This is a genomic window from Streptomyces rubellus, assembly GCF_036323805.1.
In the GTDB taxonomy this organism is placed as follows: domain Bacteria; phylum Actinomycetota; class Actinomycetes; order Streptomycetales; family Streptomycetaceae; genus Streptomyces.
This window is the reverse complement of sequence record NZ_JAZDCX010000023.1, coordinates 1-20,375: the sequence shown is the minus strand read 5'-3', so window position 1 is coordinate 20,375 and position 20,375 is coordinate 1. Positions and strand designations below refer to the sequence as shown.

The window sequence follows — 20,375 nt, the reverse complement described above, 5'->3', positions numbered from 1 at the left end:
TCGGCCAGACCGTGGGAGCGTAGGGGAGAGAGCGGGGGGCTCTCCCCCCGGAACACCATGCGAGGGGAAGGACAGTCATGCGGGACGCGTACCACGAGGAGCTGGACTCGATCGGTGACAGCCTGGTCGAGATGGCCCGGCTCGTCGGCTCCGCCATCGGCCGCGCCACCACGGCGATGCTGGACGCGGACCTCCAGCTCGCCGAGAACGTGATCGCCGCCGACGAGAAGGTGGACACGCTCCAGCGCGAACTGGAGACCAAGGCGATCAACCTGCTGGCCCGGCAGCAGCCGGTCGCCACCGACCTGCGGATAGTGGTCACCTCGCTGCGGATGAGCGCCGACCTGGAGCGCTCCGGCGACCTGGCCCAGCACGTCGCCAAGGTGGCCCGGCTGCGCTACCCGGACTCGGCGGTGCCGCGCGACCTGCACGCGACCATCCTGGAGATGGGCCAGCTCGCGCAGCGCCTGATGGCCAAGACCGCCGAGATCCTGATCACCAAGGACGTCGACCTGGCGCTGCAGCTGGAGCAGGACGACGACGCGATAGACCTGCTGCACCGCACCCTCTTCCAGCACCTGATGGACGACCGCTGGAAGCACGGCATCGAGACGGCCGTGGACGTCACCCTGCTCGGCCGCTACTACGAGCGCTTCGCCGACCACGCGGTCTCGGTCGCCCGCCGGATCGTCTACCTGGTCACCGGCGACTACGCGGACGAGGTCGATCCGGCCGCCGCCGCGGAGGGCGTCGCGGAAGGCGTCGCGGAGGGCGTCCAGCCCGAGAACGCCTGAGCGCTCCGGGAGCGCCCGCGCGTACGGCGGGCGCGGCGGGGGCACGGCGCCGCCGTTCCCGGCCGCCGTACGCCCGCCCCGGCGGGCACGCGGGACATGCCCCCGCACGCCGTTGACGCGCCCGCCGGGGCGGGCCGCCAATGGGTGGCGGAGGCGCGCCGGCACCCCGTCGGCGCGATGACGGAGGAGGCACTCATGGCGGACTTCCCGATCCCGTCCACGACGACCGGGTACGCGGCCGGGCGGCCCTCGGCGCCCCTGCCGGGGGCGTGCGGCTGCGGCTCGGGCTGCTCGTGCGGCTGCCAGTCCGGCGGCAGCTGCCAGTGCGGCGGCAGCTGCCGCTGACCCGCCGCCTTGCGGGCGGCTCGGCGACCCGGCCGGGCCGGCCGGGCCGCCCGTGCGCCGCGGCGCTCCGGGGGAGCCCCGCGCCCCCTCCGGAGCCGTCCCCCGGCTGTTCGCCGCGCCGCCCGGGAGCCCCACGGCCTCCCGGGCTCCGAGAAGGCTCCGAGAAGGCATGGACATGGCCGGATCGCGCCGCCCGCCTCCCCATCGCCCGAAGGCCCGGTCCGGCCCCGTCGCCGAGGACCGCTCCGCGGGGCGAGGAGCGGACGAGGGCGGAGGACGCGTCGCCTCCTCGCCCGCGCCCCCGGCGGGCACACGGCCGACGCACCGGGGTTACCGCTGACACCCCCCGCTCCCCGCCGCACCTCCCACACCTCCCGCCGTACGCGCGGGCGGAGCGCCGCGCGTACGAACTCCCCCCGTGGGCTCCCCCTTGGCCCGGAGCCGGGCACGGCACCGCCGGCACCGCCCCCCTCCAGCCCCACACGGGTGAAAAGCAGCGATTTCACCCATGGCGGGCGCTGTCTCCCACTACGGTGTCCAGCCCTGCCGCACACCTCCGGAGGAGACCCATGCCGCGCACGTCGACCAGCCCGCCCGGGCACCGGGACACCGTCCGTGCGCCGCGCCGGGAGGAGGGCGGGCAGTGCGCGCCCGGAGCCCCCGGCTTCACCTGGACCGGGCACCCCGGCCACGGGCCGGGCGCGGAACTCCTGGGCGGCCCGCGCACCGCCCTGGAACTCGGCTGCGCCGGGGGCGACCGGGCCGCGTACCTGGCCCGTGCCGGCGTGGAGGTGACGGCCCTGGACTCCTGTGCCGACCGGATCGCCCGCGCCCGCCGGCGGTGGGGCGGCACCCCGGGGGTGCTCTTCGTGCGGGCCGAGGCCCGCGACCACCTCACCCGGGCGGTGACGACGTACGACGCCGTCTACTCCGCCCTGGGCGCGGTCCGGCGCACCGACCCGGAGGAGCTGGTCCCGCTGGCCGCCCGGCGCCTCACCCCGGGCGGGACCCTCGCGCTCTCCCGGCCCGAACCGGCCGACGGGCACCGGCCGGGTGCGTACGGCCCCGGCCGGTGGGCCGACCTGCTCGGACGCGGCGGCTTCATCGACATCGACGCCCGCGTCCTCCCGTCCCCCGTCCCCGGCGGCGCGGGCACCCTCCTGGTGCACGCCCGCCTCCCCGGCCACCGGACGCCCCCCGCCGGCGGCTGAGCCCCCGCGCGCGGGCGTCAGGTGAGTTCGCTGAAACGCTCCGTCTGGCGGGTGCGCCCGGCGACGATGATGGTGTCGCCCTCCGCCACGACGGTGTCGGCGGTGGCGTAGGTGAAGCCCTCACCGGGACGTTTGACCGCGACGACGGTGACGCCGTGCCGGGTGCGCACCCCGCTGTCACCCAGCCGCAGACCGACGATGTCGGCCGGCGGACTGGTCTTGACCATGGCGAAGTCGTCCTCGAACTCGATGTAGTCGAGCATGCGGCCCCGCACCAGGTGGGCGACGCGCTGCCCCATGTCGTGCTCCGGGTAGACCACGTGGTGGACGCCGAGCTGGGTGAGGATACGGCCCTGGGCCTCGCTGATGGCCTTCGCCCACACCTGCCGGATGCCGAAGGAGACCAGCAGGGAGGCGGTCAGGATGCTGGCCTCCAGATCGCTGCCGATGGCGACCACGGCGCGGTCGAACTCGTGGACGCCGAGCTGGCGCAGGACCTCCTCCTTGGTGGAGTCGGCGCGCACCACATGGGTGAGTGAGCCGGACAGGGACTGGACGGTCTCCTCGTTCTCGTCGATGCCCAGGACCTCGGTGTCCTCGTCGACCAGCTCCAGGGCCAGGGCCCGGCCGAAACGTCCCAGGCCGATGACGACGACCGAGTCGTCGCGGGCGATGCGGCGGCGGGCCCTGGCACCGCGGCCGCGGGCCAGTGACGGGTTCTTAGCCAATGACGGGTCGCTCCTCGGGAAGGTCGTACATGCGGACGCGCTGGCGCAGGGCGAGCGCGGAGGCCACCGTGATGGGACCGAGCCTGCCGAGGAACATCAGCACGACCAGCAGGATCTGCTCCGGTGCTGGCAGGTCGCCGGTGATGCCGGTGGTCAGCCCCACGGTGGCGAAGGCGGAGGTGACCTCGAACAGGGACCGGTCGAGGTTGATGTCGGTGAAGACCATGAAGACGACCGTGGAGCCGACCACGGCCGCCACCGCCAGCAGGACCACGGTCAGCGCCTGCCGCTGGACGTCGCCGTGCAGCCGGCGGTTGAAGATGTTCACCGCGCCCTCACCGCGCACCTCCGCGTAGATGACGAACAGCAGCACGGCGAAGGTGGTGACCTTGATGCCGCCGGCGGTACCGGCACTGGCCCCGCCGACGAACATCAGCACATCCATGCCCAGCCAGCTCGCGGGGTTCATCTGACCGATGTCGAGGCTGTTGAAACCCGCGGTGCGCGGCATCGCGCCGCCCTGGAAGAACCCGGCGAGCAGCTTGCCCGGCACGTCCATCGGCCCCAGCGTGGCCGGGTTGGACCACTCGATCGCGGTGATGAACACCGTGCCGCCGGACAGGAAGATCCCGCTGGTCCACAGCACGATCTTGGTGTGCAGCGACCAGCGGCGCGGCCGTAGCAGCCGGCGGCGCAGCTCGAAGAGCACCGGGAAGCCCAGCCCGCCGGCGATCACCGCGAAGGCGATGGGCAGGCAGATCCACGGGTCGGTGGCGAAGCCCATCAGGTTGTCGGTGTAGAGGGCGAACCCGGCGTTGTTGAACGCCGAGACGGCGTGGAAGACGCCCAGCCACACCGCCCGCGGCCAGGGCTCGTCGTAGCCGAGGCCGAAGCGCAGGGTCAGCGCCAGGGCGGTGACCGCCTCCAGCAGCAGGCTGACCTTCACCACCCCGGCCACCACCGCGCGGACCTCGCCCAGCCCCAGGGTCTTGGTCTCCGCCGCGGCGGTCAGCCTCGCGCGCAGCCCCATCCGGCGGGAGATCAGCACTCCGAGGAGGGAGGCGAAGGTCATGATCCCGAAGCCGCCGACCTGGATCAGGGCGAGGATCACGGCCTGTCCGAGGCCGGTCCAGTAGGTCTGGGTGTCCACCACCGTCAGACCGGTCACGCACACCGCGGAGGTGGCGGTGAACACCGCCTGGAGGACCTCGGCGCCCCCGGGGTCGGTACGGGCGCCGGGCAGCATCAGCAGCAGGCTGCCGACCACTATCGCCACTGCGAACCCCGTGACGACCACCTGCGCCGGATGGCGGAACCGCAGACGCCGCCACCCCGAGCGGGCTACCACAGCCCCGCTCCCTCAGGAGTGCGGCACACGATCGTATGCACCGGATGACGATAACCACCCCGGCGGCGCACCTCGCCCCCGGCCCGGCGCCGCGCGTACAGTTCCGCGTATGACCCGCTCCCCCGCCACCGTGGGCAGGACGGAGGGCCGTCCCCGGCCCGGCGCCCACGCCGGGCCGCCGAGTACGGACCACCGGCCGGACGCACCGGGGGGCGGTGCGTCCGGATGAGGGACCTCTTCCGCCCGGACCGCGGCGTCCGGCGGGTCGTCCTCGCTCTGCTGGCCGTCTCCGCGGCGCTGATCGCCGCGGGTTTCCTGCTCGACCTGATCTGGCTCTTCGTGACCGGTGCGTGGGTCCTGATCGCCGCGGGATCGCTGGAGATGATCTACCGGCCCTGACGGCACACGGGGCGCGGGGCGCGGGGAGCACGGTCCCGGCCGCGCCGGCGCGCCTTCCCCGCCGCCGTCACCCCCGGGCGGCCTGCTCCGGTTCCAGGCCGGTCAACCGCGCGCTGCGGTCCCACAGTTGAACGGCCATGGGCGGGGCCTTGACGGTGCGCGCCTTCCCCTTCTCGTAGTAGGCGCCGGATTCCCAGTCCCGGCCCGGCTCCGAGGTGGCCAGCCGCAGCAGGTGCCGCGCGCCCTTGTCCGGCGACTGGAAGAACAGGCGCGGCACGGGTGTCCGGAACAGGGTGCCGACCGGGCTCCGGCTGCTCCTGGCGAAGTTCGAGGAGACCCCGCCGGGGTGGAAGGCCACCGCGGACAGTCCCCGGTCGTGGTACCTGCGGTGGAGTTCCCGGGTGAACAGGACGAGTGCGAGCTTGGCGTTGCCGTAGGCGCGCACCGGTGAGTACCGGCGGGAGTTGTCGAGATCGTCCAGGTCCAGGCGCGCGGAGAGCCGGGCGGCGTTGCTGGCGGTCTGGATCACCGACGCCCCGCCGGCGAGCAGGGGGTCGATGAGCAGGTTGGTCAGCAGGAACGGAGCGAGGTAGTCGACCTGGAACGTCTCCTCGAACCCGTCGGCCGTGACACCGCGGTCGCCGAGGATCGCTCCCGCGTTGTTCGCCAGTACGTCGATGCGGGGGTACTTGGCGGCCAGCTCAGCGGCGAGCGCACGCACCTCGTCCAGGCGGGCGTAGTCGGCGGTGAAGCAGTCCGCGCCCGCTTCGTCCGCGACGGCGCGGATCTTCTCCGGAGACCGGCCGACGACGACCAACCGATGTCCCCGGCGCGCCAGTTGACGGGCCGCCGCGGCACCGATCCCGTCGCTCGCTCCGGTGATGACGATGGTCTTCGGCACAGGGCCGCCTCTCTCCGACTGCTCCGCGTCGCAGCGCCACGGGATCACCCGGCACACCGCCCCCCGCAACGTAGCACCCGCCGGCAGCACCGGCCGATCCGGCGGACCATGCAGCGGGGCCCTCCGCCCGGCGCGGACCATGCCGCCGGTCGGAGGGCCCCGTGGGAGCGCCGGGTTACTTCTTGCCCTGGTTCTTCACGGCCTCGATGGCCGCCTTGGCGGCGTCCGGGTCGAGGTAGGTGCCGCCCGGGTTGACCGGGTGGAAGTCGGTGTCCAGGTCGTAGGTCAGCGGGATGCCGGTGGGGATGTTCAGCCCGGCGATCTTGTCGTCGGAGATGCCGTCGAGGTGCTTGACCAGCGCGCGGAGGCTGTTGCCGTGCGCGGCGACCAGGACGGTGCGGCCGGTCAGCAGGTCCGGGACGATCGAGTCGTACCAGTACGGCAGCATGCGCGCGACGACGTCCTTGAGGCACTCGGTGCGCGGGCGCAGCTCGCTGGGGATCATCGAGTAGCGCGGGTCGTCGCTCTGCGACCACTCGGCGCCGTCCTCCAGCACCGGCGGCGGCACGTCGTACGAGCGGCGCCAGAGCATGAACTGCTCCTCGCCGAACTCGTCGCGCACCTGCGCCTTGTTCTTGCCCTGCAGGGCGCCGTAGTGGCGCTCGTTGAGGCGCCAGGAGCGGCGGACCGGGACCCAGAGTCGGTCGGCGGTCTCCAGGGCGAGCTGCGCGGTGCGGATGGCGCGCTTCTGGACGGAGGTGTGCACCACGTCGGGGAGCAGGCCGGCGTCCTTCAGCAGCTCACCGCCGCGGGCCGCCTCCTTCTCGCCCTTCTCGGTCAGGTTGACGTCCACCCAGCCGGTGAACAGGTTCTTCGCGTTCCACTCGCTCTCGCCGTGGCGGAGGAGGATCAGCTTGTACGGTGCGTCGGCCATGGGCCCGAGCCTAATCGAACGGGTGAGGGCGCACGGGACCCGGCCGACTGGCGAGACGGGCACGGTGGACGGCACGGCGCACGGGACGTACGGGCGTTCCGCGCCGGGGACGGGACAGGGAGCACGGGCGCGCCGCGTCACTCGTCGCGCAGCAGGTGGCCGAAGGCCTCCAGGTTGCGGGTGGACTCGCCGCGCGAGGTGCGCCAGGCGTGCTCCTTGCGGATCGCCGAGGCGAAGCCCATCTCCAGCAGGGTGTTGAACGCCCCGTCGGCGTTCTCCAGGACCGCGCCGAGGAGCCGGTCCACCTCCTCGGGCGTGACGGCGGGCAGCGGCAGCCGTCCGACCAGGTAGACGTCGCCGAGCCGGTCGACGGCGTAGGACACGCCGTACAGCCGGGTGTTGCGCTCCAGCAGCCAGCGGTGGACCTCGGCGTGGTTCTCGTCGGGGCGGCGGACGACGAAGGCGTTGACCGACAGGGAGTGCCTGCCGACGATCAGCGAGCAGGTCGTGGTGAGCTTGCGGGTGCCCGGGAGCGTGACGACGTAGGAGCCGTCGGCCGGGGTCTCCCACTCCAGGCCGGCGTCGCGCAGGGTGTACTCGATCGCTGCCCTGGCCCGTGCGGTCGCGTCGTCGCTGCCGGCGCGGTCGTCGGTGCCGTCGCTGTCGGCGTGGGCGTGCTCACCTGTGGACATGTGTCGATCGTAGGTGACGGCGGCGCTCGGCCGCCGCTTCGGCGTATACCTCGGCGGTGGCGGCGGCGGCCGTGTCCCAGCCGAAGCCGCTCGCGTGGCGGGCGGCGGCCTCGCCCATCCGGGCGGCCAGCGCGCCGTCGTCGATCAGGCGGCGCAGGGCGCGGGCGTAGTCCGGCGGGCGGTGGCCGTCGATCAGGAAGCCGCTGACGCCGTCGCGCACCGCGACCGGCAGCCCGCCGACGGCCGCCGCGACGACGGGGGTGCCGCAGGCCTGGGCCTCGACGGCGACCAGTCCGAAGGACTCGCTGTGGGAGGGCATGACCAGCACGCTCGCCGCGCGGTACCAGTCGGCGAGGACGTCCTGGGTCACCGGCGGGTGGAAGCGCACGACGTCGGTGACGCCGAGGCGGGCGGCGAGCTTCTGCAGCCGTTCGGGTTTGGCGAGGCCGGTGCCGCTGGGGCCGCCGACGACGGGGACGACGAGGCGTTCGCGCAGCGCGGGGTCCGCGTCGAGGAGGACGCGGGTGGCGTGCAGCAGGACGTCGGGGGCCTTGAGCGGCTGTATCCGTCCGGCGAACAGGGGGATGAAAGCTTTCTGCGGGAGCCCGAGCCGGGCCCGGGCCGCGGCGCGTCCGTCGGCGGGGCGGAAGCGGCCGAGATCGACGCCCGGATGGACGACGGCCGTCCGGGCGGGGTCGGCGTCGTAGTGGTGGACCAGTTCCCCCGCCTCCTCGGCGGTGTTGGCGACGAGCCGGTCGGCGGCCCGCACGATCTGGGTCTCGCCGATCACGCGGGCGGCGGGCTCGGGGGTGTCGCCCTCGGCGAGCGCGGCGTTCTTGACCTTCGCCATGGTGTGCATGGCGTGCACCAGGGGGACGCCCCAGCGCTCGGCGGCGAGCCAGCCGACCTGGCCGGAGAGCCAGTAGTGGGAGTGGACCAGGTCGTAGTGGCCGGGCCGGTGCCGGGCCCAGGCGCGCATCACGCCGTGGGTGAAGGCGCACAGCTGGGCGGGCAGGTCCTCCTTGGCGAGCCCCTCGTAGGGCCCGGCCTCCACATGGCGCACCAGGACGCCGGGGGCCAGTTCGACGGTGGGCTCCAGGGCGGCGGTGGTCGCCCGGGTGAACACCTCGACCTCGATGCCGAGGGCGGCGAGCTGCTTGGCCAGCTCGACGATGTAGACGTTCATCCCGCCGGCGTCGCCGGTGCCGGGCTGGTGCAGCGGCGAGGTGTGCACGCTGAGCATGGCCACGCGCCGCGGCCGGCGCACGCTGAAGCGGCTCCGCCGCCGACCGAGCCTGGTGGGGTACGGGCTCACCTGCGATGCCTCCTCCGGAGTGGGTGGCCGAGCAGCGCCGTCGACGGTCGGCTCCTCAGGGGGTGCAACCACTGAACGCCGGGGTCCATTTCTGCTTTGCCGAATTTTGACCCGTCCCCGGGAAACCGCGGACGGAGCGGGGGCGTCCGGAGGTGACGGAGGCCGGTGCGACGCCCCGGTTAACTCTGTGGCCACATATGCCCTTCGAGGTTGACAGAGGTCAGTGGGGCTACAACGATGCGTGATGCCGCGGTTGCCGCTGTGCACCGTGTGCGTTCTTCCGATCTTTCACGTCCGGCCCGGCCCCGGCCTGCCCTCCACCGCCCCGCGCGGTCCTGCCCACCGCGCCCCGGGCGGAGACGGTGCGCGCCGTGCGCCGGCCGGTTTCCGCACCGACATCGTGTTGGGAAAAACATGCCCATAGTGAATCGAACCGCCGCTCGGCTGCTGGGCACGGGCGCCATCGCCCTCGCCCTCTCCGTCGGCGGCGTCGCCACCGCCGGCGCCACCAACGGCGGCGACGGCTGGGACAGGGGGAAGTCCGCCGGCTTCAAGCCGGGGAAGGGCGCGGGCAAGAACACCGCGGCCGACGAGTGCGTCTTCTCCCTCGACGGGGAGAAGTGGCAGTCCTCCGTACGGGTGGACAACGTCAACCTGAAGCCCACCGAGGACGGCACCGTCCACATCCACGTCAAGGCGGCCAAGGAGTCCGGCACCTGCACCGCCTCCCTGGCCGCGTACCGCACCCACGGCCCGACCTGGGAGACCTCCGGGGAACAGGTCTTCCACGACTTCGACACCGTGTCCCTGAAGGGGAAGGCCGTCGACACCCTGGACATCTCGGTGCCGGACGAGGGCTGCTACGCGCAGATCGACCTCTACCGGGGCAGCACCCGGTTCGACGGCGGCGACGGCCCCGGCCACGGGCCGCTGCCGGTCGGCCCGGACCGGCCGGTGATCAAGGACAAGCTGATCGCCGCCTGGAACGGCGGCACGCGGGAGTGCCTGGAGGAGACCCCGCCGCCGTCCCCGTCCGCCCCGGAGACCCCCTCCGAGACCCCGCCGGAGACCCCGCCGGGGAACGAGGAGTCCACCCCGCCCGCGGAGACCGAGCCGCCGTCCGAGTCGGCGTCCCCCGTCCCGTCCGCCCCGGAGACCCCGGGCGGTGAGTCCCCGCAGGCTCCGGAGGCCTCCGAGCCCGCCGCCGAGCCCAGCGAGTCCGCCCTCCCGTCCGGTGGCGGCGACCTGGCCGAGACCGGCAGCAGCAACGTCGCCCCCCTCGCCGGTGGCGCCGCCGTGCTGCTGCTGGCCGGCGGTGGCGTGCTGTTCGCCGTCCGGCGCCGCAGGGCCGCCGGGAACTGACGGCAGGCCGGTCCGGTCCGCACACTCGCGGCCCCGGCGCCCGGGCGTTCAACGCCCGGGCGCCGGGGCCGCGCCGTTTCCCGCTCCCGCCTGGATGCCTGTCCGGTGGTTTTCCGCAGTCCGCCTCCCGGCCGGCCGCCGCCCCCGCCGACGCCGTTAGGGTGCGGGCGTGACTCCGCTCCCCCGCCCGAAGGAGGGGGGCTTCCAGCCCGAAGGTCGCGGTCCAGCCCGAACCGATCCCTTTCGGGACGAACGGAAAGTACCACAAGCCAGGGAAGCGATTCCCCCACCGGCTGAAGTCGGTGTTCCCCTCGCTAGGAGACTGATGGGCAGGCGTGCGGCACAGCGGCCGGTGGGGGCCGTCACGCGGGGGACGACGAGTCCGAACCGGCTGCGGCGGATGGACCGCTGGATCGCCGCCGCGCACGGTCCCGCGCTGCGCCGCGCCGCCGGTCCGGACGGGCCCGTCGCCGTCGACCTCGGCTACGGCGCGGCGCCCTGGACCGCCGTGGAGCTGCTGGAACGGCTGCGGGCGGTGTGCCCGGACGTGCGCGTCGTCGGCGTCGAGATCGACCCGGCCCGGGTCGAGGCGGCCCGGCCGTACGAGCGCCCGGGCCTGACCTTCGCGCACGGCGGCTTCGAGGTGCCGCTGCCCGGCGGGCGGCGACCGCTGCTGATCCGGGCCGCGAACGTCCTGCGGCAGTACGGGGAGAGCGAGGTGCCCCCCGTCTGGGACCGGCTGCGCGCCCGTCTCGCGCCCGGCGGGCTGCTGGTCGAGGGGACCTGTGACGAACTGGGACGGCGGCACGTGTGGGTCGCGCTCGGCCCGGAGGGGCCGCGCACGGTGACCTTCGCGACCCGGCTCGCCTCCCTGGACGCCCCGTCCGACCTGGCCGAACGGCTGCCCAAGGCGCTCATCCACCGCAATGTGCCGGGCGAGCCGGTGCACGCCTTCCTGCTGGAGATGGACCGGGCCTGGGCGGCTGCCGCCCCGTACGCCGCGCTGGGCGCGCGGCAGCGGTGGATGCGGACGGTACGGGAGGTCGCCGGCGGCTGGCCGGTCGTGGACGGCCCGCGCCGCTGGCGCCAGGGCGAGGTCACCGTCCGGTGGGAGGCCCTGGCGCCGCGCGGGAACGGGAGCTGATCCCGGAAACCGGAAAGGGGGCGCGGGGCCCGCCCGCGTGGCGAGCCCCGCGGGTCCGGCCTCAGCTGGTGATCTGCTTCTTCTGGGAACCGCCGCTGATCTGGATCTTGCGCGGCTTGGCCTGCTCCGCCACCGGGATGCGCAGCGTCAGCACACCGGCGTCGTAGGAGGCGTCGATCCGCTCGACGTCCAGGGTGTCGCCGAGGAAGACCTGCCGGCTGAACCGGCCGGACGGCCGCTCGGCGGCGATCCGCTCGGCGTCCTCGGGGCCGAGCCACCGGCGCTCGGCGCTGACGGTCAGGACGTTCCGCTCGACGTCGAGGTCCACGCTCTCCGGGTCGACGCCCGGCAGGTCGAAGTGGACCACGACCTCGTCACCGGTGCGGTAGGCGTCCATCGGCATTCCGACGGGGCGGGCGACCGTGCCGAGCAGCTGCTCGGTGAGGCGGTCGAGTTCGCGGAACGGATCGGTGCGCATCAGCATCACGACCAACTCCCTCCTTGGGTCACACCATCCTGTGATGCCCTCACATCTCCTGTATAACTCCACGGAGGAAAGTTGACAAGTAGACGCTCAAGTTAGTTGAGACAGTAATGTCGCGCAGCGGTGAAACCGCAGGTCAGAGCTGTCTGGCACATGCTGGCACACGGGGCGGGCCGGTACGCGTCAGTGCAGGTTGAGTGCCGCCAGCAGCGCGTCGACGAGTTCCCGGTCCTGTTCCCGGGTGAGCCGCTCCCTGGCCTGCCCGGGAGGCAGCCACAGCAGCCGGTCCACCTCGTCGCCCGGGACGAACGCCCCGCCGGTCGCCTCGGCCGCCCAGTAGTCGACCGTCTTGGGACGGCCCTGGGCCGTGTAGCGCACGGTGGGCAGCACCGCGCCCGGCACACAGGACATGCCGGTCTCCTCGCGCACCTCCCGCACCGCCGCCGCCAGGGCCGTCTCGCCGCGCTTGAGCTTGCCCTTGGGATGCGACCAGTCGTCCCACTTGGGCCGGTGGACGAGGGCGATCTCGATGCCGTCCGCGTCCCCCGCCACCGTCCGGGCCGTACGCGGCCGGCGCCACAGCACGCACCCCGCCGCCCGGACCACCGGGGCCGGTTCATCCGCCACCGCGGCCACTCCTCTCCACGCCGGTCACCGGCCCGGGCACGGTCTCGGGCACGGTCTCGGGCACGGCCCCCTCCGGCACCGTTCCCGGCCCGGCCCCCGGTGCCGTCCCGTCCACCGCCACCAGCGGCGCCGACAGCACCGGCCGCCACAGCCGTCCGAAGGTGAACCGGGCGGCCTCCACCTCGTGCCGCTGGTCGGCGTGGAGCACCCCGAGGGCGTAGGCGGTGGTGGGGGCGATACGGGGGGTGCGGGCGGCGGCGGCCGCCGCGGCGGCGGCCTCGGCCGCGTCCCGGTGCCGGTCCAGGGCCCGGCCGGCGGCGGCCAGCGCGGGATCGTCCTGCCCGATGACCTCGTGCGCGTAGCGCCGCAGCCGCACCAGCAGCCGCACCCTGTTCCAGGCGGCGTCCAGTTCCCCGTCGACGGCGAGGGTGTGGGCGAACGCCTCGCCGTTGTACGACTGCCGGGCCCGGGTCAGGGGCAGGGCCTCCACGGCCTGTGCCGCCCGCCGGTGGGCCTGCTCGGCCAGCGGCGGCAGCACCCGCAGCGCCCGCTCCCCGGTGGCCGAGGCGGCCGGGTCCGCCAGCGGCGCCTCGGAGGCCAGTACGGCGACCGCGTCCGCGACGGCGTGGAAGCGGGCGGAGCCCAGCGCCTGGAGCGCGGCGGAGTGGGCACGGGTCCGGGCGAGGGTGAGCTGCCGCTCCAGCAGCGCCCCGGCCCGCGCGACCCCGGCCCCCAGCCCGCCGCCGGTGGCGGTACCTGCGGCGGTGGCGGTGGCGGTGCCGCCGGAGGCCGTCCCGCCCGGCCCGGAGGAGGGGGCCGAGGACAGCCGGTGCAGTGCTCCGAGCAGCCGGTCGAGCCGCGCCTCGTACATGCGCTCCCGCCCCAGCACCCCGGCCAGCCACGCCAGTTCGGCGCCGAGCTGGTCGGCCCGGGCGGTGTCGGTCAGCGGCCGGTAGACCTGCAGGACCGCGCCGATCCGGCGGGCCGAGCGGCGCAGCAGCCGTACGGCCTCGGCCGCCGCGGACACCGACTCCGGCCGGCTCGCGCTCTCCTCGTGCAGCCGCAGACTGCGCAGGAACTCGGTCGCCTGCCGGCTGAGGTACTCCCCCAGCACCTCGCCCGCCGTGGCCCCGGACAGGTCCGGATACGGCCCCGGGCAAGGCCCCGGGTACGGCTCGGTGACCGGTTCGGGGTCCGGTCCGGGACCCTGGCCGGGCACCGGCCCGCGGGCTTTCCCGTCCGTCCCGGCCGGCAGGTCAGGTCGCTGGACCACGTCGGCGCCTCCGGGCGTCGATGAGCATTTCCTGTACGTGCCGCAGCGGCCGTCCGTCGGCGTCGGTGGCGTGCCGCGTCCAGTCGCCGTCCGGGCCCAGGTGCCAGGAGGAGGTGGTGTCCGCCGTCCCGGTCTCCAGGAACTGGTCGAGGGTGGCCCGGTGACCGGGGTCGGTGACCCGGACCAGTGCCTCGACCCGCCGGTCGAGGTTGCGGTGCATCATGTCGGCGCTGCCGATCCACACCTCCGGGTCGCCGCCGTTGCCGAAGACGAAGACCCGGGAGTGCTCCAGGAAGCGCCCCAGCACGCTGCGCACCCGGATGTTCTCCGACAGCCCCGGCACCCCCGGCCGCAGCGCGCAGATGCCGCGCACCCACACGTCGACCGGGACCCCGGCGCGGGAGGCCCGGTACAGGGCGTCGATGACCACCTCGTCCACCATCGAGTTGACCTTGATCCGCACGCACGCGGGCTGCCCGGCCCGGTGGTGGGCGATCTCCCGGTTGATCCGCTGCACCAGCCCGTCGCGCAGCGAGCTGGGCGCGACCAGCAGCCGGCGGTAGGTGGTGCGCCGCGAGTAGCCCGACAGCCGGTTGAACAGGTCCGACAGGTCGGCGCCCACCTGCGGGTCGGCGGTGAGCAGGCCCAGATCCTCGTAGAGCCGGGCGGTCTTGGGGTGGTAGTTGCCGGTGCCGACGTGGCTGTAGCGGCGCAGCGTGTCGCCCTCCTGGCGCACCACCAGCGACAGCTTGCAGTGCGTCTTGAGCCCGACCAGGCCGTAGACGACGTGGCAGCCGGCCTCCTCCAGCTTCCGCGCCCACTTGATGTTGGCCTGCTCGTCGAAGCGCGCCTTGATCTCGACCAGCACCAGCACCTGCTTGCCGGCCTCGGCCGCGTCTATCAGCGCGTCCACGATCGGGGAGTCGCCGGAGGTGCGGTACAGCGTCTGCTTGATCGCCAGCACGTCCGGGTCGGCGGCGGCCTGCTCCAGGAAGCGCTGCACGGAGGTGGAGAAGGAGTCGTACGGGTGGTGCAGCAGCACGTCGCGCCGGTTGAGCGCCGCGAAGACGTCGGGCGCGGAGGCCGACTCCACCTCGGCCAGGTCGCGGTGGGTGCCGGCCACGAACTTGGGGTACTTCAGCTCGGGCCGGTCCAGCCCGGCTATCGCGAACAGCCCGGTGAGGTCCAGCGGGCCGGGCAGCGGGTACACCTCGGCCTCGGAGACCTTCAGCTCCCGCACCAGCAGGTCCAGCACGTACGGGTCGATGCTCTCCTCGACCTCCAGCCGCACCGGGGGCCCGAAGCGGCGGCGCATCAGCTCCTTCTCCAGCGCCATCAGCAGGTTCTCGGCGTCGTCCTCCTCCACCTCCAGGTCCTCGTTGCGGGTGACCCGGAACATGTGGTGGTCGAGCACCTCCATTCCGGGGAACAGCTCCTCCAGATGGGCGGCGATGACGTCCTCGATGGGCACGTACCGCTGCGGGGAGGCCTCCATGAAGCGGGAGAGCAGCGGCGGCACCTTCACCCGGGCGAAGTGGTGGTGTCCGCTGACCGGGTTGCGCACGACGACGGCCAGGTTCAGCGACAGCCCGGAGATGTACGGGAAGGGGTGCGCCGGGTCCACCGCCAGCGGGGTGAGCACGGGGTAGATCTTCTGCCGGAAGAGGGTGAACAGCCGGGCCTGCTCCTCCTCGGTCAGCTCCGGCCAGCGGATGAGGTGGATGCCCCGCTCGGCGAGCGCGGGCGCCACCTCCTGCTGGAAGCAGGCCGCGTGCCGGGCCATGAGCTCGCGCGAGCGCGTCCAGATCAGGTCCAGCACCTCGCGCGGCTGGAGGCCGGAGGCGGAGCGGGTGGCGACCCCGGTGGCGATGCGGCGCTTGAGACCGGCGACGCGGACCATGAAGAACTCGTCGAGGTTGTTGGCGAAGATCGCCAGGAAGTTGGCCCGCTCCAGCAGCGGCGTCGCCGGGTCCTCGGCGAGCTCCAGCACCCGCTCGTTGAACGCGAGCCAGCTCCGCTCCCGGTCGAGGAAACGTCCCTGCGGGAGCTCCCCGTCCACGGTGTCCGGGCCCTCGCCCTCCCGGTAGGCGTCGGCGTCCGCGTCGAGCCCCGGTTCGAACTCGGCGGGCTCGGGCGTGACGAGGGCGTTGGGGCGGGTGGCGGCGATGGAACCGACGGAAGGCTGGGCAGGCTGGCTCATTCTTCCATTCTTCCGCGCCGCGGCGATCAGCGGCGCCCGAGGAGACGGCGCCGGGCACGGCCCCCGGCTCGGCGCGTTCGGCAGGGCGGGCAACATTCCGAGATGCTCGCAAGCGAGTCTGAATGAGCGGTTACGTCGACATGGCGGCCAGGGGATGCGCGCACTGCGCGCGGGTGCGCCGCCGCGGCGGCGCTTCGCACTGGTGGGGGCCGGTGGCGGAGGGTGACGAGGGCGTGGAGTGCGGTGCCCGGGGTCGGCGGGCGGACCACCGCCGACGTCCGGCGCGGAGCGCGGGAACCGGTCAGGCCAGCATGAGGACGACGGCGTCGCCCGCCCCTGCGGCGGCGGCGAAGAACCGGACCAGTTCCCCGTAGCGCTCCCGCAGGGTCTTCAGGCCGAGCGGGACCTCGGCCTCGTTCTCCGGCAGGAGGTACACCTCGGCAGAGCGCATGGCGGCCAGGTCGTAGTGCCCGGCAAGCGCGTCGAACGGCGTCTCGGCGAGGGAACCGGCCGCCCGGGCGACCTCCCCGGGGGTGAAGTAGCGGGCGGGCCCGTAGTCCGTCCCGTCCTCCAGCGGGAGTTCGGCCCCTCCACGGACGACGTCGACCGCCGTGCCGCCGTGGGCGGCGAGGAGGTGATGGAGCTTGTGCCACGTCTTCTCGATGCTGAGGAAGGGCGCCTCCTCGGGCGGGTGTGGTTCCCCGTCGGCCCAGGCGTCGCCGAGTTCGTCGATGCGCTCCTGCGCCCCAGGCCGGGTCGTCCAGCGCCCGTCGCAGGTCACCGGGGGACAGACGCGCGTACTCGCAGTGGATGCCCATGGGCGGGGACAGTAGCGGCGGGCTCCGACAATCCACGCTCACGGCCGGTGACGGCGCACCGGATGCCGGTCAGTGGGCGGGCCACGACCACCGGGACCCGCGTACCACTGCCACTGTCATTCGATACGCGCCATGGAGTGGTCCGCACTCAGACGCTCACACCGCGTGGTCACCTGGCCTTCATCAGAAAGTGCTGGGGGAGACGACATGACATCCAAGCCCTCCGCCGGGGACGGCTCCGCCCTGGGGTGGGTCAAGAGCAGTCACAGCACCGCCGACTGCGTCGAGGTCGCGGCCACCTCCGGCACCGTCCACGTCCGCGACTCCAAGCGCACAGCAGGCCCACGGCTCACCTTCGCACCGGAGGCATGGACCGGCTTCCTGCCGTACGCCGCCGGTCGCTGCCCCTCTCCCCCACCCACCTCCCGGATCCGGCTGATCCCGCCCGGCACCCGCCCCGGGTGATCCGCCGGGCGGCCGTGACAGTCCGGCCGGGGACGCCCGGGCCGGGGTCCGTTGTCAGTCCGGAGGGCTAGGTTCACGTGCCATGACGACCACCACAGCGGTGCAGACGTACACCTATCTCCGGCCCTCCGCCGTGCGGCACGGCGCGGGCGGGGCCGAGCTGGCGCTGGAGACCTCCGGCGGGGCGACACCGGCCGGGACGAGTGACCATCCGCGGTTCTTCGCCGGGTTCCTGACCGCGCCCGAGGCCGCCGCGGCGGCGCTGCTGTCCGTCGCCGACGTCGCCGCCACCCGCTACAACCAGCGGCTCTTCCCCGCGTCACTCGATCCGGTGGTGACGGGCAACGGCGACCGGCTGCGCTTCGAGTCGTTCTCCGGCTGCTGCGGCGTCTACGCCCGGCTCGACGTCCTCGGCGCGGGCCTGGACGGGGACGAGATAGGCCACGGCACCACCAACGTGGACGTCAACACACCGCTGCGGGACGCGCTGGCCCGGGTCGGTTCCGCCGATCCGCTGCACCTCCGGGTCGGTCCGGAGGTGCTGGAGGTGACCACGTTCGACGGGCCGGTGGTGGAGAAGAAGGTGCCGCTGCCGGACCGCTGGCTGCGCGGGTTCGCCGAGACGCAGGTGATCGCCGCCGCCTTCGACCCGCGCGCGGAGGTGAGCGCCGCCGAGGCGGTCCGTTTCCTGCGCGCCCTGCCGCGCGCCCGCGCCGGTTCCGCCCTGTGGGTCGTCCCCGCCGGGCGCGGCCTGCGGCTGACCAGCCGCGCCGTTCCCGGTGCCGTCTGCCTGCCGGGCCCGGACCGGCTGGCCGCCCTGCTGCGGGTGCTGCGGCACGCGAGCGGGCTGCGGCTGTACGGGCCGCCGGTCGGCGCCGGAGGCGCCCCGGCCGCCTCGGCGTGGGAGGTGCTGCTGCCGGGGATGCGGCTGACGCTGACCCTCTCCCCCGATCCGGCCCGCGGCTTCTCCGGTGAGGGCGCCGTCCTGGACGCGCTGGCGACGGAGGAGGCGGCCGGGGACGCCGAGCTGGTCTCGGTGCTGCTGGCCTGGGAGCCGCGGGTGGACGTGGACGAGCTGGCCCGCCGGTCGGGCCTGACACCGCAACGGGTGCGGGCCGCTCTGACGGTGCTGGGCACCGCCGGACGGATCGGCTACGACACCGCCGAGGCCGCCCACTTCCACCGCGAGCTGCCGTTCGACGGCGACCGCGTGGAGCGGCACAACCCCCGGCTGCGCGCCGCCCGCGCGCTGGTGGCGGCCGGGGCGGTACGGCCGGAGGGCGTGGAGGGCACGGAGGGAGGCGGTGCGGACGGCACCTTCGCCGTCGCCGTCGACGGCCACACCCACCGGGTGCGTTCCGCCGACGGGGAGCTGAGCTGCACCTGCCGCTGGTGGGCCGAGTACCGGGGCGGGCGGGGGCCGTGCAGTCACGCGCTGGCGGTGCGGATCGTCCTGCGTGGTGCCGGGGCAAGCGCCGGGCACGGTGCCGGTGCCGAGGGTGCGCGGGCGGGTGCCCGGTGAGCACCCTCGCGAGGCTGCTCCGCACGCGGGAGCGCACCGGCCGGCTGCTCCCCGTGGAGCAGGGGATCCTCGACACGGCCGGGCGGAAGCTCACCCCGGAGGCGTACGCGGTGCTGCTCGCCGTGGCGGACGGCGAGATCCGGCGGCTGCCCGAGCTGCTCACCGGTCTGAGCGAGGCTCAGCGGCGCTCCTGCGTGCCCCATCTGAAGGCGTGGCGCGCCGGGCTGCGCGACGAGTGGGGCCAGGAGACCCAGCTGCGCAGCCGGGCGCTGGTGATCGCGGGCGCGGGCTGCCACACGGGGGCGGCCGCCGCCGCGCGGTGGCTCGGGCACGACGATCTCAGCCTGCTCGACCCCGCCGACGCCGTCCCGCTGCTGACGATCCTGGCCGAGCGACCGGCGCAGTGGCTGAACGATGTCGCCCACCGCGTCGCCGGCCGCCTCCGGTCGGCCGACGAGTGGGGGAACCACTACCTCCTGGCCGAGCGGCTGGTGCTGCTCTCCGGGGGGCCGGTGCCGACCGGTGAGCCGTTCGTCCGGGGCTGGGCCCGCGCCAGATCGTGGCCGTACCAGGCCCTGCGCTGGCCCGCCGTCATGGCCGGCGCCCTGGCACCGCCCCCCGCGCCGGATGTCGCACCCGACAGTTCACCGGGCGGTACACGGCCCGGCCCGCTCGTGGAGCGGCTGCGCGCCGATCCGTTCCTGGACACGCTCCTGCCGCGCCTGTTCGAGACGGACGACGTCGGCGCCGCGCTCGCCGGCCGGATCGGGCTGAACTCCTGGCCGCCGGCCCTGGCGGAACTCGCCGCCGAGGGGCGGCTGGACCGGGCAGCGCTGATCGACGACTGCCTGTCGCGGCTGCTGCGCGGCGGACGGCCCGGTGAGCTGCGCGTCTTTCACACCTTCCTCAAGGAGCTCGACCCCACCGACGAGGAGTACGCCGCGCGCGCCACGGTCCTGCTGCGGCTGCTGCGCGACGGCACGTCCCCGGTGGCGGGGTCGGCGCAGGAGCGGCTGGCCGCACTGGACGCCGCCGGGCTCGTCGACCCCGAGCACCTCTTCGAGGCGTCCCGGACGGTGCTGCTCCGGCCGGAGAAGAAGCTGGTGCGGGCCCAGCTCAAGTGGCTGGACACCGCCGCCCGCCGGGACCGGGAGCGGGCCGGGGCCGTGGTGCTCGCCGCCGCCGACGCCCTCGGCCACGAGGACACCGGCCTCCAGGAGCGTGCGCTGAACCTGATCGCCCGTCACCTGCCGCACGCCGGGGAGGCGGTGAGCGGCGAACTGGCCGCCGCGGCGGAGGCGGTCAGCCCCGTGCTGCGGCCCCGCGCCGCCGAACTGCTGGGGCTGGAGACCGCCGGGAGTGGGGACGCCGCCGTCCCCGCCGGGGTAGCGGACGTCCTGCCGCCCGTGGCCGGGCCCCGGCCGATGGCGCCGCCGCTCGCCACCGCCGTCGAGGTGGCCGAGGAGGTGGGTGCCGCCCTGGCCGCCGTGTGGGCCGCCGAGTACCGGCCCGCCTCCGCCTCCGCCGTCGACGCCGCCGCCTTCGAGCGGGCGCTGGACGGGCTGGTCCGGCACGGGTACCGGGACCGGGCGGAGCTGGTGCGGGCACTGGCCCCGGTCGTCCGGGCCCATCCCTGGTCCGGGCACCACGCCTGGTGGAACGATCCGGGCCCGTGGGAGCTGCGGTATGTGGCGGCCGTGCTGGGCGGCGAGGGGGAGCCCGCCATGCCCTCGGGGGACGGCGCCCGCGCCGCGGGGCATCCGCACGGCCGCAACCTCACCCCCTTCGGGGAGGTGCTCGGTTCGCGAATACT

The 20,375-nt window shown here is 74.4% G+C and carries 18 protein-coding genes and 1 pseudogene; 8 read left to right on the top strand and 11 right to left on the bottom strand.

Features of this window, described 5'->3' with window-relative positions; translation table 11 throughout:
* The first annotated feature begins 77 nt into the window (after nt 1–77).
* Together phoU and V1L54_RS23240 are read left to right on the top strand one after the other, a co-directional pair.
* Nucleotides 78–794 carry a phosphate signaling complex protein PhoU gene (gene phoU, locus V1L54_RS23245; RefSeq protein ID WP_330120048.1) on the top strand — a complete coding sequence of 239 codons (717 nt, stop codon included), beginning with the start codon at nt 78–80 and terminating at the stop codon, nt 792–794.
* A 914-nt stretch (nt 795–1,708) separates the two neighbouring features.
* The gene (locus V1L54_RS23240; protein ID WP_330120047.1) at nt 1,709–2,350 is read left to right on the top strand and encodes a class I SAM-dependent methyltransferase; all 642 of its coding nucleotides are present in this window, start codon (nt 1,709–1,711) and stop codon (nt 2,348–2,350) included.
* Nucleotides 2,351–2,367: 17 nt separating this feature from the next.
* Here the strand turns inward: V1L54_RS23240 and V1L54_RS23235 are convergent, their stop codons facing one another.
* A complete protein-coding gene (locus V1L54_RS23235; RefSeq protein WP_330120046.1) occupies nt 2,368–3,078 on the bottom strand; it encodes a potassium channel family protein in 711 nt (236 codons plus the stop codon).
* The gene (locus tag V1L54_RS23230) at nt 3,071–4,426 is read right to left on the bottom strand and encodes a TrkH family potassium uptake protein (protein ID WP_330120045.1); all 1,356 of its coding nucleotides are present in this window, start codon (nt 4,424–4,426) and stop codon (nt 3,071–3,073) included. The genes V1L54_RS23235 and V1L54_RS23230 overlap by 8 nt, the downstream gene beginning before the upstream one ends.
* A gap of 225 nt (nt 4,427–4,651) precedes the next feature.
* Here V1L54_RS23230 and V1L54_RS23225 point away from each other — a divergent pair, with 225 nt between their 5' ends.
* Complete coding sequence (locus tag V1L54_RS23225; RefSeq protein ID WP_330120044.1) at nt 4,652–4,825, top strand: hypothetical protein; 174 nt, start codon at nt 4,652–4,654, stop codon at nt 4,823–4,825.
* 67 nt (nt 4,826–4,892) lie between these two features.
* Here the strand turns inward: V1L54_RS23225 and V1L54_RS23220 are convergent, their stop codons facing one another.
* From V1L54_RS23220 to mshA, 4 genes are all read right to left on the bottom strand, one after another.
* Nucleotides 4,893–5,726, bottom strand: coding sequence for an SDR family NAD(P)-dependent oxidoreductase (locus tag V1L54_RS23220; RefSeq protein ID WP_330120043.1), 834 nt, complete (start codon nt 5,724–5,726; stop codon nt 4,893–4,895).
* Between the two features lie 175 nt (nt 5,727–5,901).
* Nucleotides 5,902–6,660, bottom strand: a complete 759-nt coding sequence (locus V1L54_RS23215) for a phosphoglyceromutase (protein WP_330120042.1) — start codon at nt 6,658–6,660, stop codon at nt 5,902–5,904.
* Nucleotides 6,661–6,797: 137 nt separating this feature from the next.
* The gene (locus tag V1L54_RS23210; protein WP_330120041.1) at nt 6,798–7,352 is read right to left on the bottom strand and encodes a type III secretion system chaperone family protein; all 555 of its coding nucleotides are present in this window, start codon (nt 7,350–7,352) and stop codon (nt 6,798–6,800) included.
* Entirely contained in the window at nt 7,339–8,667 is a 1,329-nt protein-coding gene (mshA, locus tag V1L54_RS23205) for a D-inositol-3-phosphate glycosyltransferase (RefSeq protein WP_330120040.1), read from the bottom strand. Before mshA ends, V1L54_RS23210 begins: the two co-directional genes overlap by 14 nt.
* A gap of 414 nt (nt 8,668–9,081) precedes the next feature.
* Here mshA and V1L54_RS23200 point away from each other — a divergent pair, with 414 nt between their 5' ends.
* Complete coding sequence (locus V1L54_RS23200; RefSeq protein WP_330120039.1) at nt 9,082–10,029, top strand: LAETG motif-containing sortase-dependent surface protein; 948 nt, start codon at nt 9,082–9,084, stop codon at nt 10,027–10,029.
* Between the two features lie 325 nt (nt 10,030–10,354).
* Nucleotides 10,355–11,173 (top strand): class I SAM-dependent methyltransferase, encoded by an 819-nt coding sequence (locus V1L54_RS23195; protein WP_330120038.1) that lies wholly within the window; start codon nt 10,355–10,357, stop codon nt 11,171–11,173.
* Between the two features lie 61 nt (nt 11,174–11,234).
* Here V1L54_RS23195 and V1L54_RS23190 read toward each other — a convergent pair whose 3' ends face one another.
* The 5 genes from V1L54_RS23190 to V1L54_RS23170 form a co-directional block, all read right to left on the bottom strand.
* Nucleotides 11,235–11,657, bottom strand: a complete 423-nt coding sequence (locus V1L54_RS23190) for an Hsp20/alpha crystallin family protein (protein ID WP_330120037.1) — start codon at nt 11,655–11,657, stop codon at nt 11,235–11,237.
* Between the two features lie 183 nt (nt 11,658–11,840).
* Nucleotides 11,841–12,284 carry an NUDIX hydrolase gene (locus tag V1L54_RS23185; protein ID WP_330120036.1) on the bottom strand — a complete coding sequence of 148 codons (444 nt, stop codon included), beginning with the start codon at nt 12,282–12,284 and terminating at the stop codon, nt 11,841–11,843.
* Nucleotides 12,274–13,557 (bottom strand): CHAD domain-containing protein, encoded by a 1,284-nt coding sequence (locus tag V1L54_RS23180; protein WP_443076759.1) that lies wholly within the window; start codon nt 13,555–13,557, stop codon nt 12,274–12,276. The genes V1L54_RS23185 and V1L54_RS23180 overlap by 11 nt, the downstream gene beginning before the upstream one ends.
* A complete protein-coding gene (locus V1L54_RS23175; RefSeq protein WP_443076758.1) occupies nt 13,541–15,853 on the bottom strand; it encodes an RNA degradosome polyphosphate kinase in 2,313 nt (770 codons plus the stop codon). The genes V1L54_RS23180 and V1L54_RS23175 overlap by 17 nt, the downstream gene beginning before the upstream one ends.
* A gap of 205 nt (nt 15,854–16,058) precedes the next feature.
* Nucleotides 16,059–16,538, bottom strand: coding sequence for a DUF1877 family protein (locus V1L54_RS23170; RefSeq protein WP_330120034.1), 480 nt, complete (start codon nt 16,536–16,538; stop codon nt 16,059–16,061).
* A 244-nt stretch (nt 16,539–16,782) separates the two neighbouring features.
* On the opposite strand from V1L54_RS23170, the gene V1L54_RS23165 reads away from it, so the two are divergent.
* The 3 genes and pseudogenes from V1L54_RS23165 to V1L54_RS23155 all read left to right on the top strand — a co-directional run.
* Entirely contained in the window at nt 16,783–17,040 is a 258-nt protein-coding gene (locus V1L54_RS23165; RefSeq protein ID WP_443076757.1) for a DUF397 domain-containing protein, read from the top strand.
* Nucleotides 17,041–17,122: 82 nt separating this feature from the next.
* Nucleotides 17,123–18,562 (top strand): DprA-like winged helix domain-containing protein, encoded by a 1,440-nt coding sequence (locus tag V1L54_RS23160; protein WP_330120033.1) that lies wholly within the window; start codon nt 17,123–17,125, stop codon nt 18,560–18,562.
* Nucleotides 18,559–20,375, top strand: a pseudogene (locus V1L54_RS23155) (DUF6493 family protein); the annotation flags it as partial. The gene V1L54_RS23160 and the pseudogene V1L54_RS23155, both read left to right, overlap by 4 nt.

Excerpts from the sequence above, each read along its gene's own strand:
- phoU (WP_330120048.1), top strand. The coding sequence starts at position 78 with ATGCGGGACGCGTACCACGAGGAGCTGGACTCGATCGGTGACAGCCTG.
- V1L54_RS23240 (WP_330120047.1), top strand. The coding sequence starts at position 1,709 with ATGCCGCGCACGTCGACCAGCCCGCCCGGGCACCGGGACACCGTCCGT.
- V1L54_RS23225 (WP_330120044.1), top strand. The coding sequence starts at position 4,652 with ATGAGGGACCTCTTCCGCCCGGACCGCGGCGTCCGGCGGGTCGTCCTC.
- V1L54_RS23215 (WP_330120042.1), bottom strand. The coding sequence starts at position 6,660 with ATGGCCGACGCACCGTACAAGCTGATCCTCCTCCGCCACGGCGAGAGC.
- V1L54_RS23210 (WP_330120041.1), bottom strand. The coding sequence starts at position 7,352 with ATGTCCACAGGTGAGCACGCCCACGCCGACAGCGACGGCACCGACGAC.
- V1L54_RS23200 (WP_330120039.1), top strand. The coding sequence starts at position 9,082 with ATGCCCATAGTGAATCGAACCGCCGCTCGGCTGCTGGGCACGGGCGCC.
- V1L54_RS23195 (WP_330120038.1), top strand. The coding sequence starts at position 10,355 with ATGGGCAGGCGTGCGGCACAGCGGCCGGTGGGGGCCGTCACGCGGGGG.
- V1L54_RS23190 (WP_330120037.1), bottom strand. The coding sequence starts at position 11,657 with ATGCTGATGCGCACCGATCCGTTCCGCGAACTCGACCGCCTCACCGAG.
- V1L54_RS23175 (WP_443076758.1), bottom strand. The coding sequence starts at position 15,853 with ATGTTGCCCGCCCTGCCGAACGCGCCGAGCCGGGGGCCGTGCCCGGCG.
- V1L54_RS23165 (WP_443076757.1), top strand. The coding sequence starts at position 16,783 with ATGACATCCAAGCCCTCCGCCGGGGACGGCTCCGCCCTGGGGTGGGTC.
- V1L54_RS23160 (WP_330120033.1), top strand. The coding sequence starts at position 17,123 with ATGACGACCACCACAGCGGTGCAGACGTACACCTATCTCCGGCCCTCC.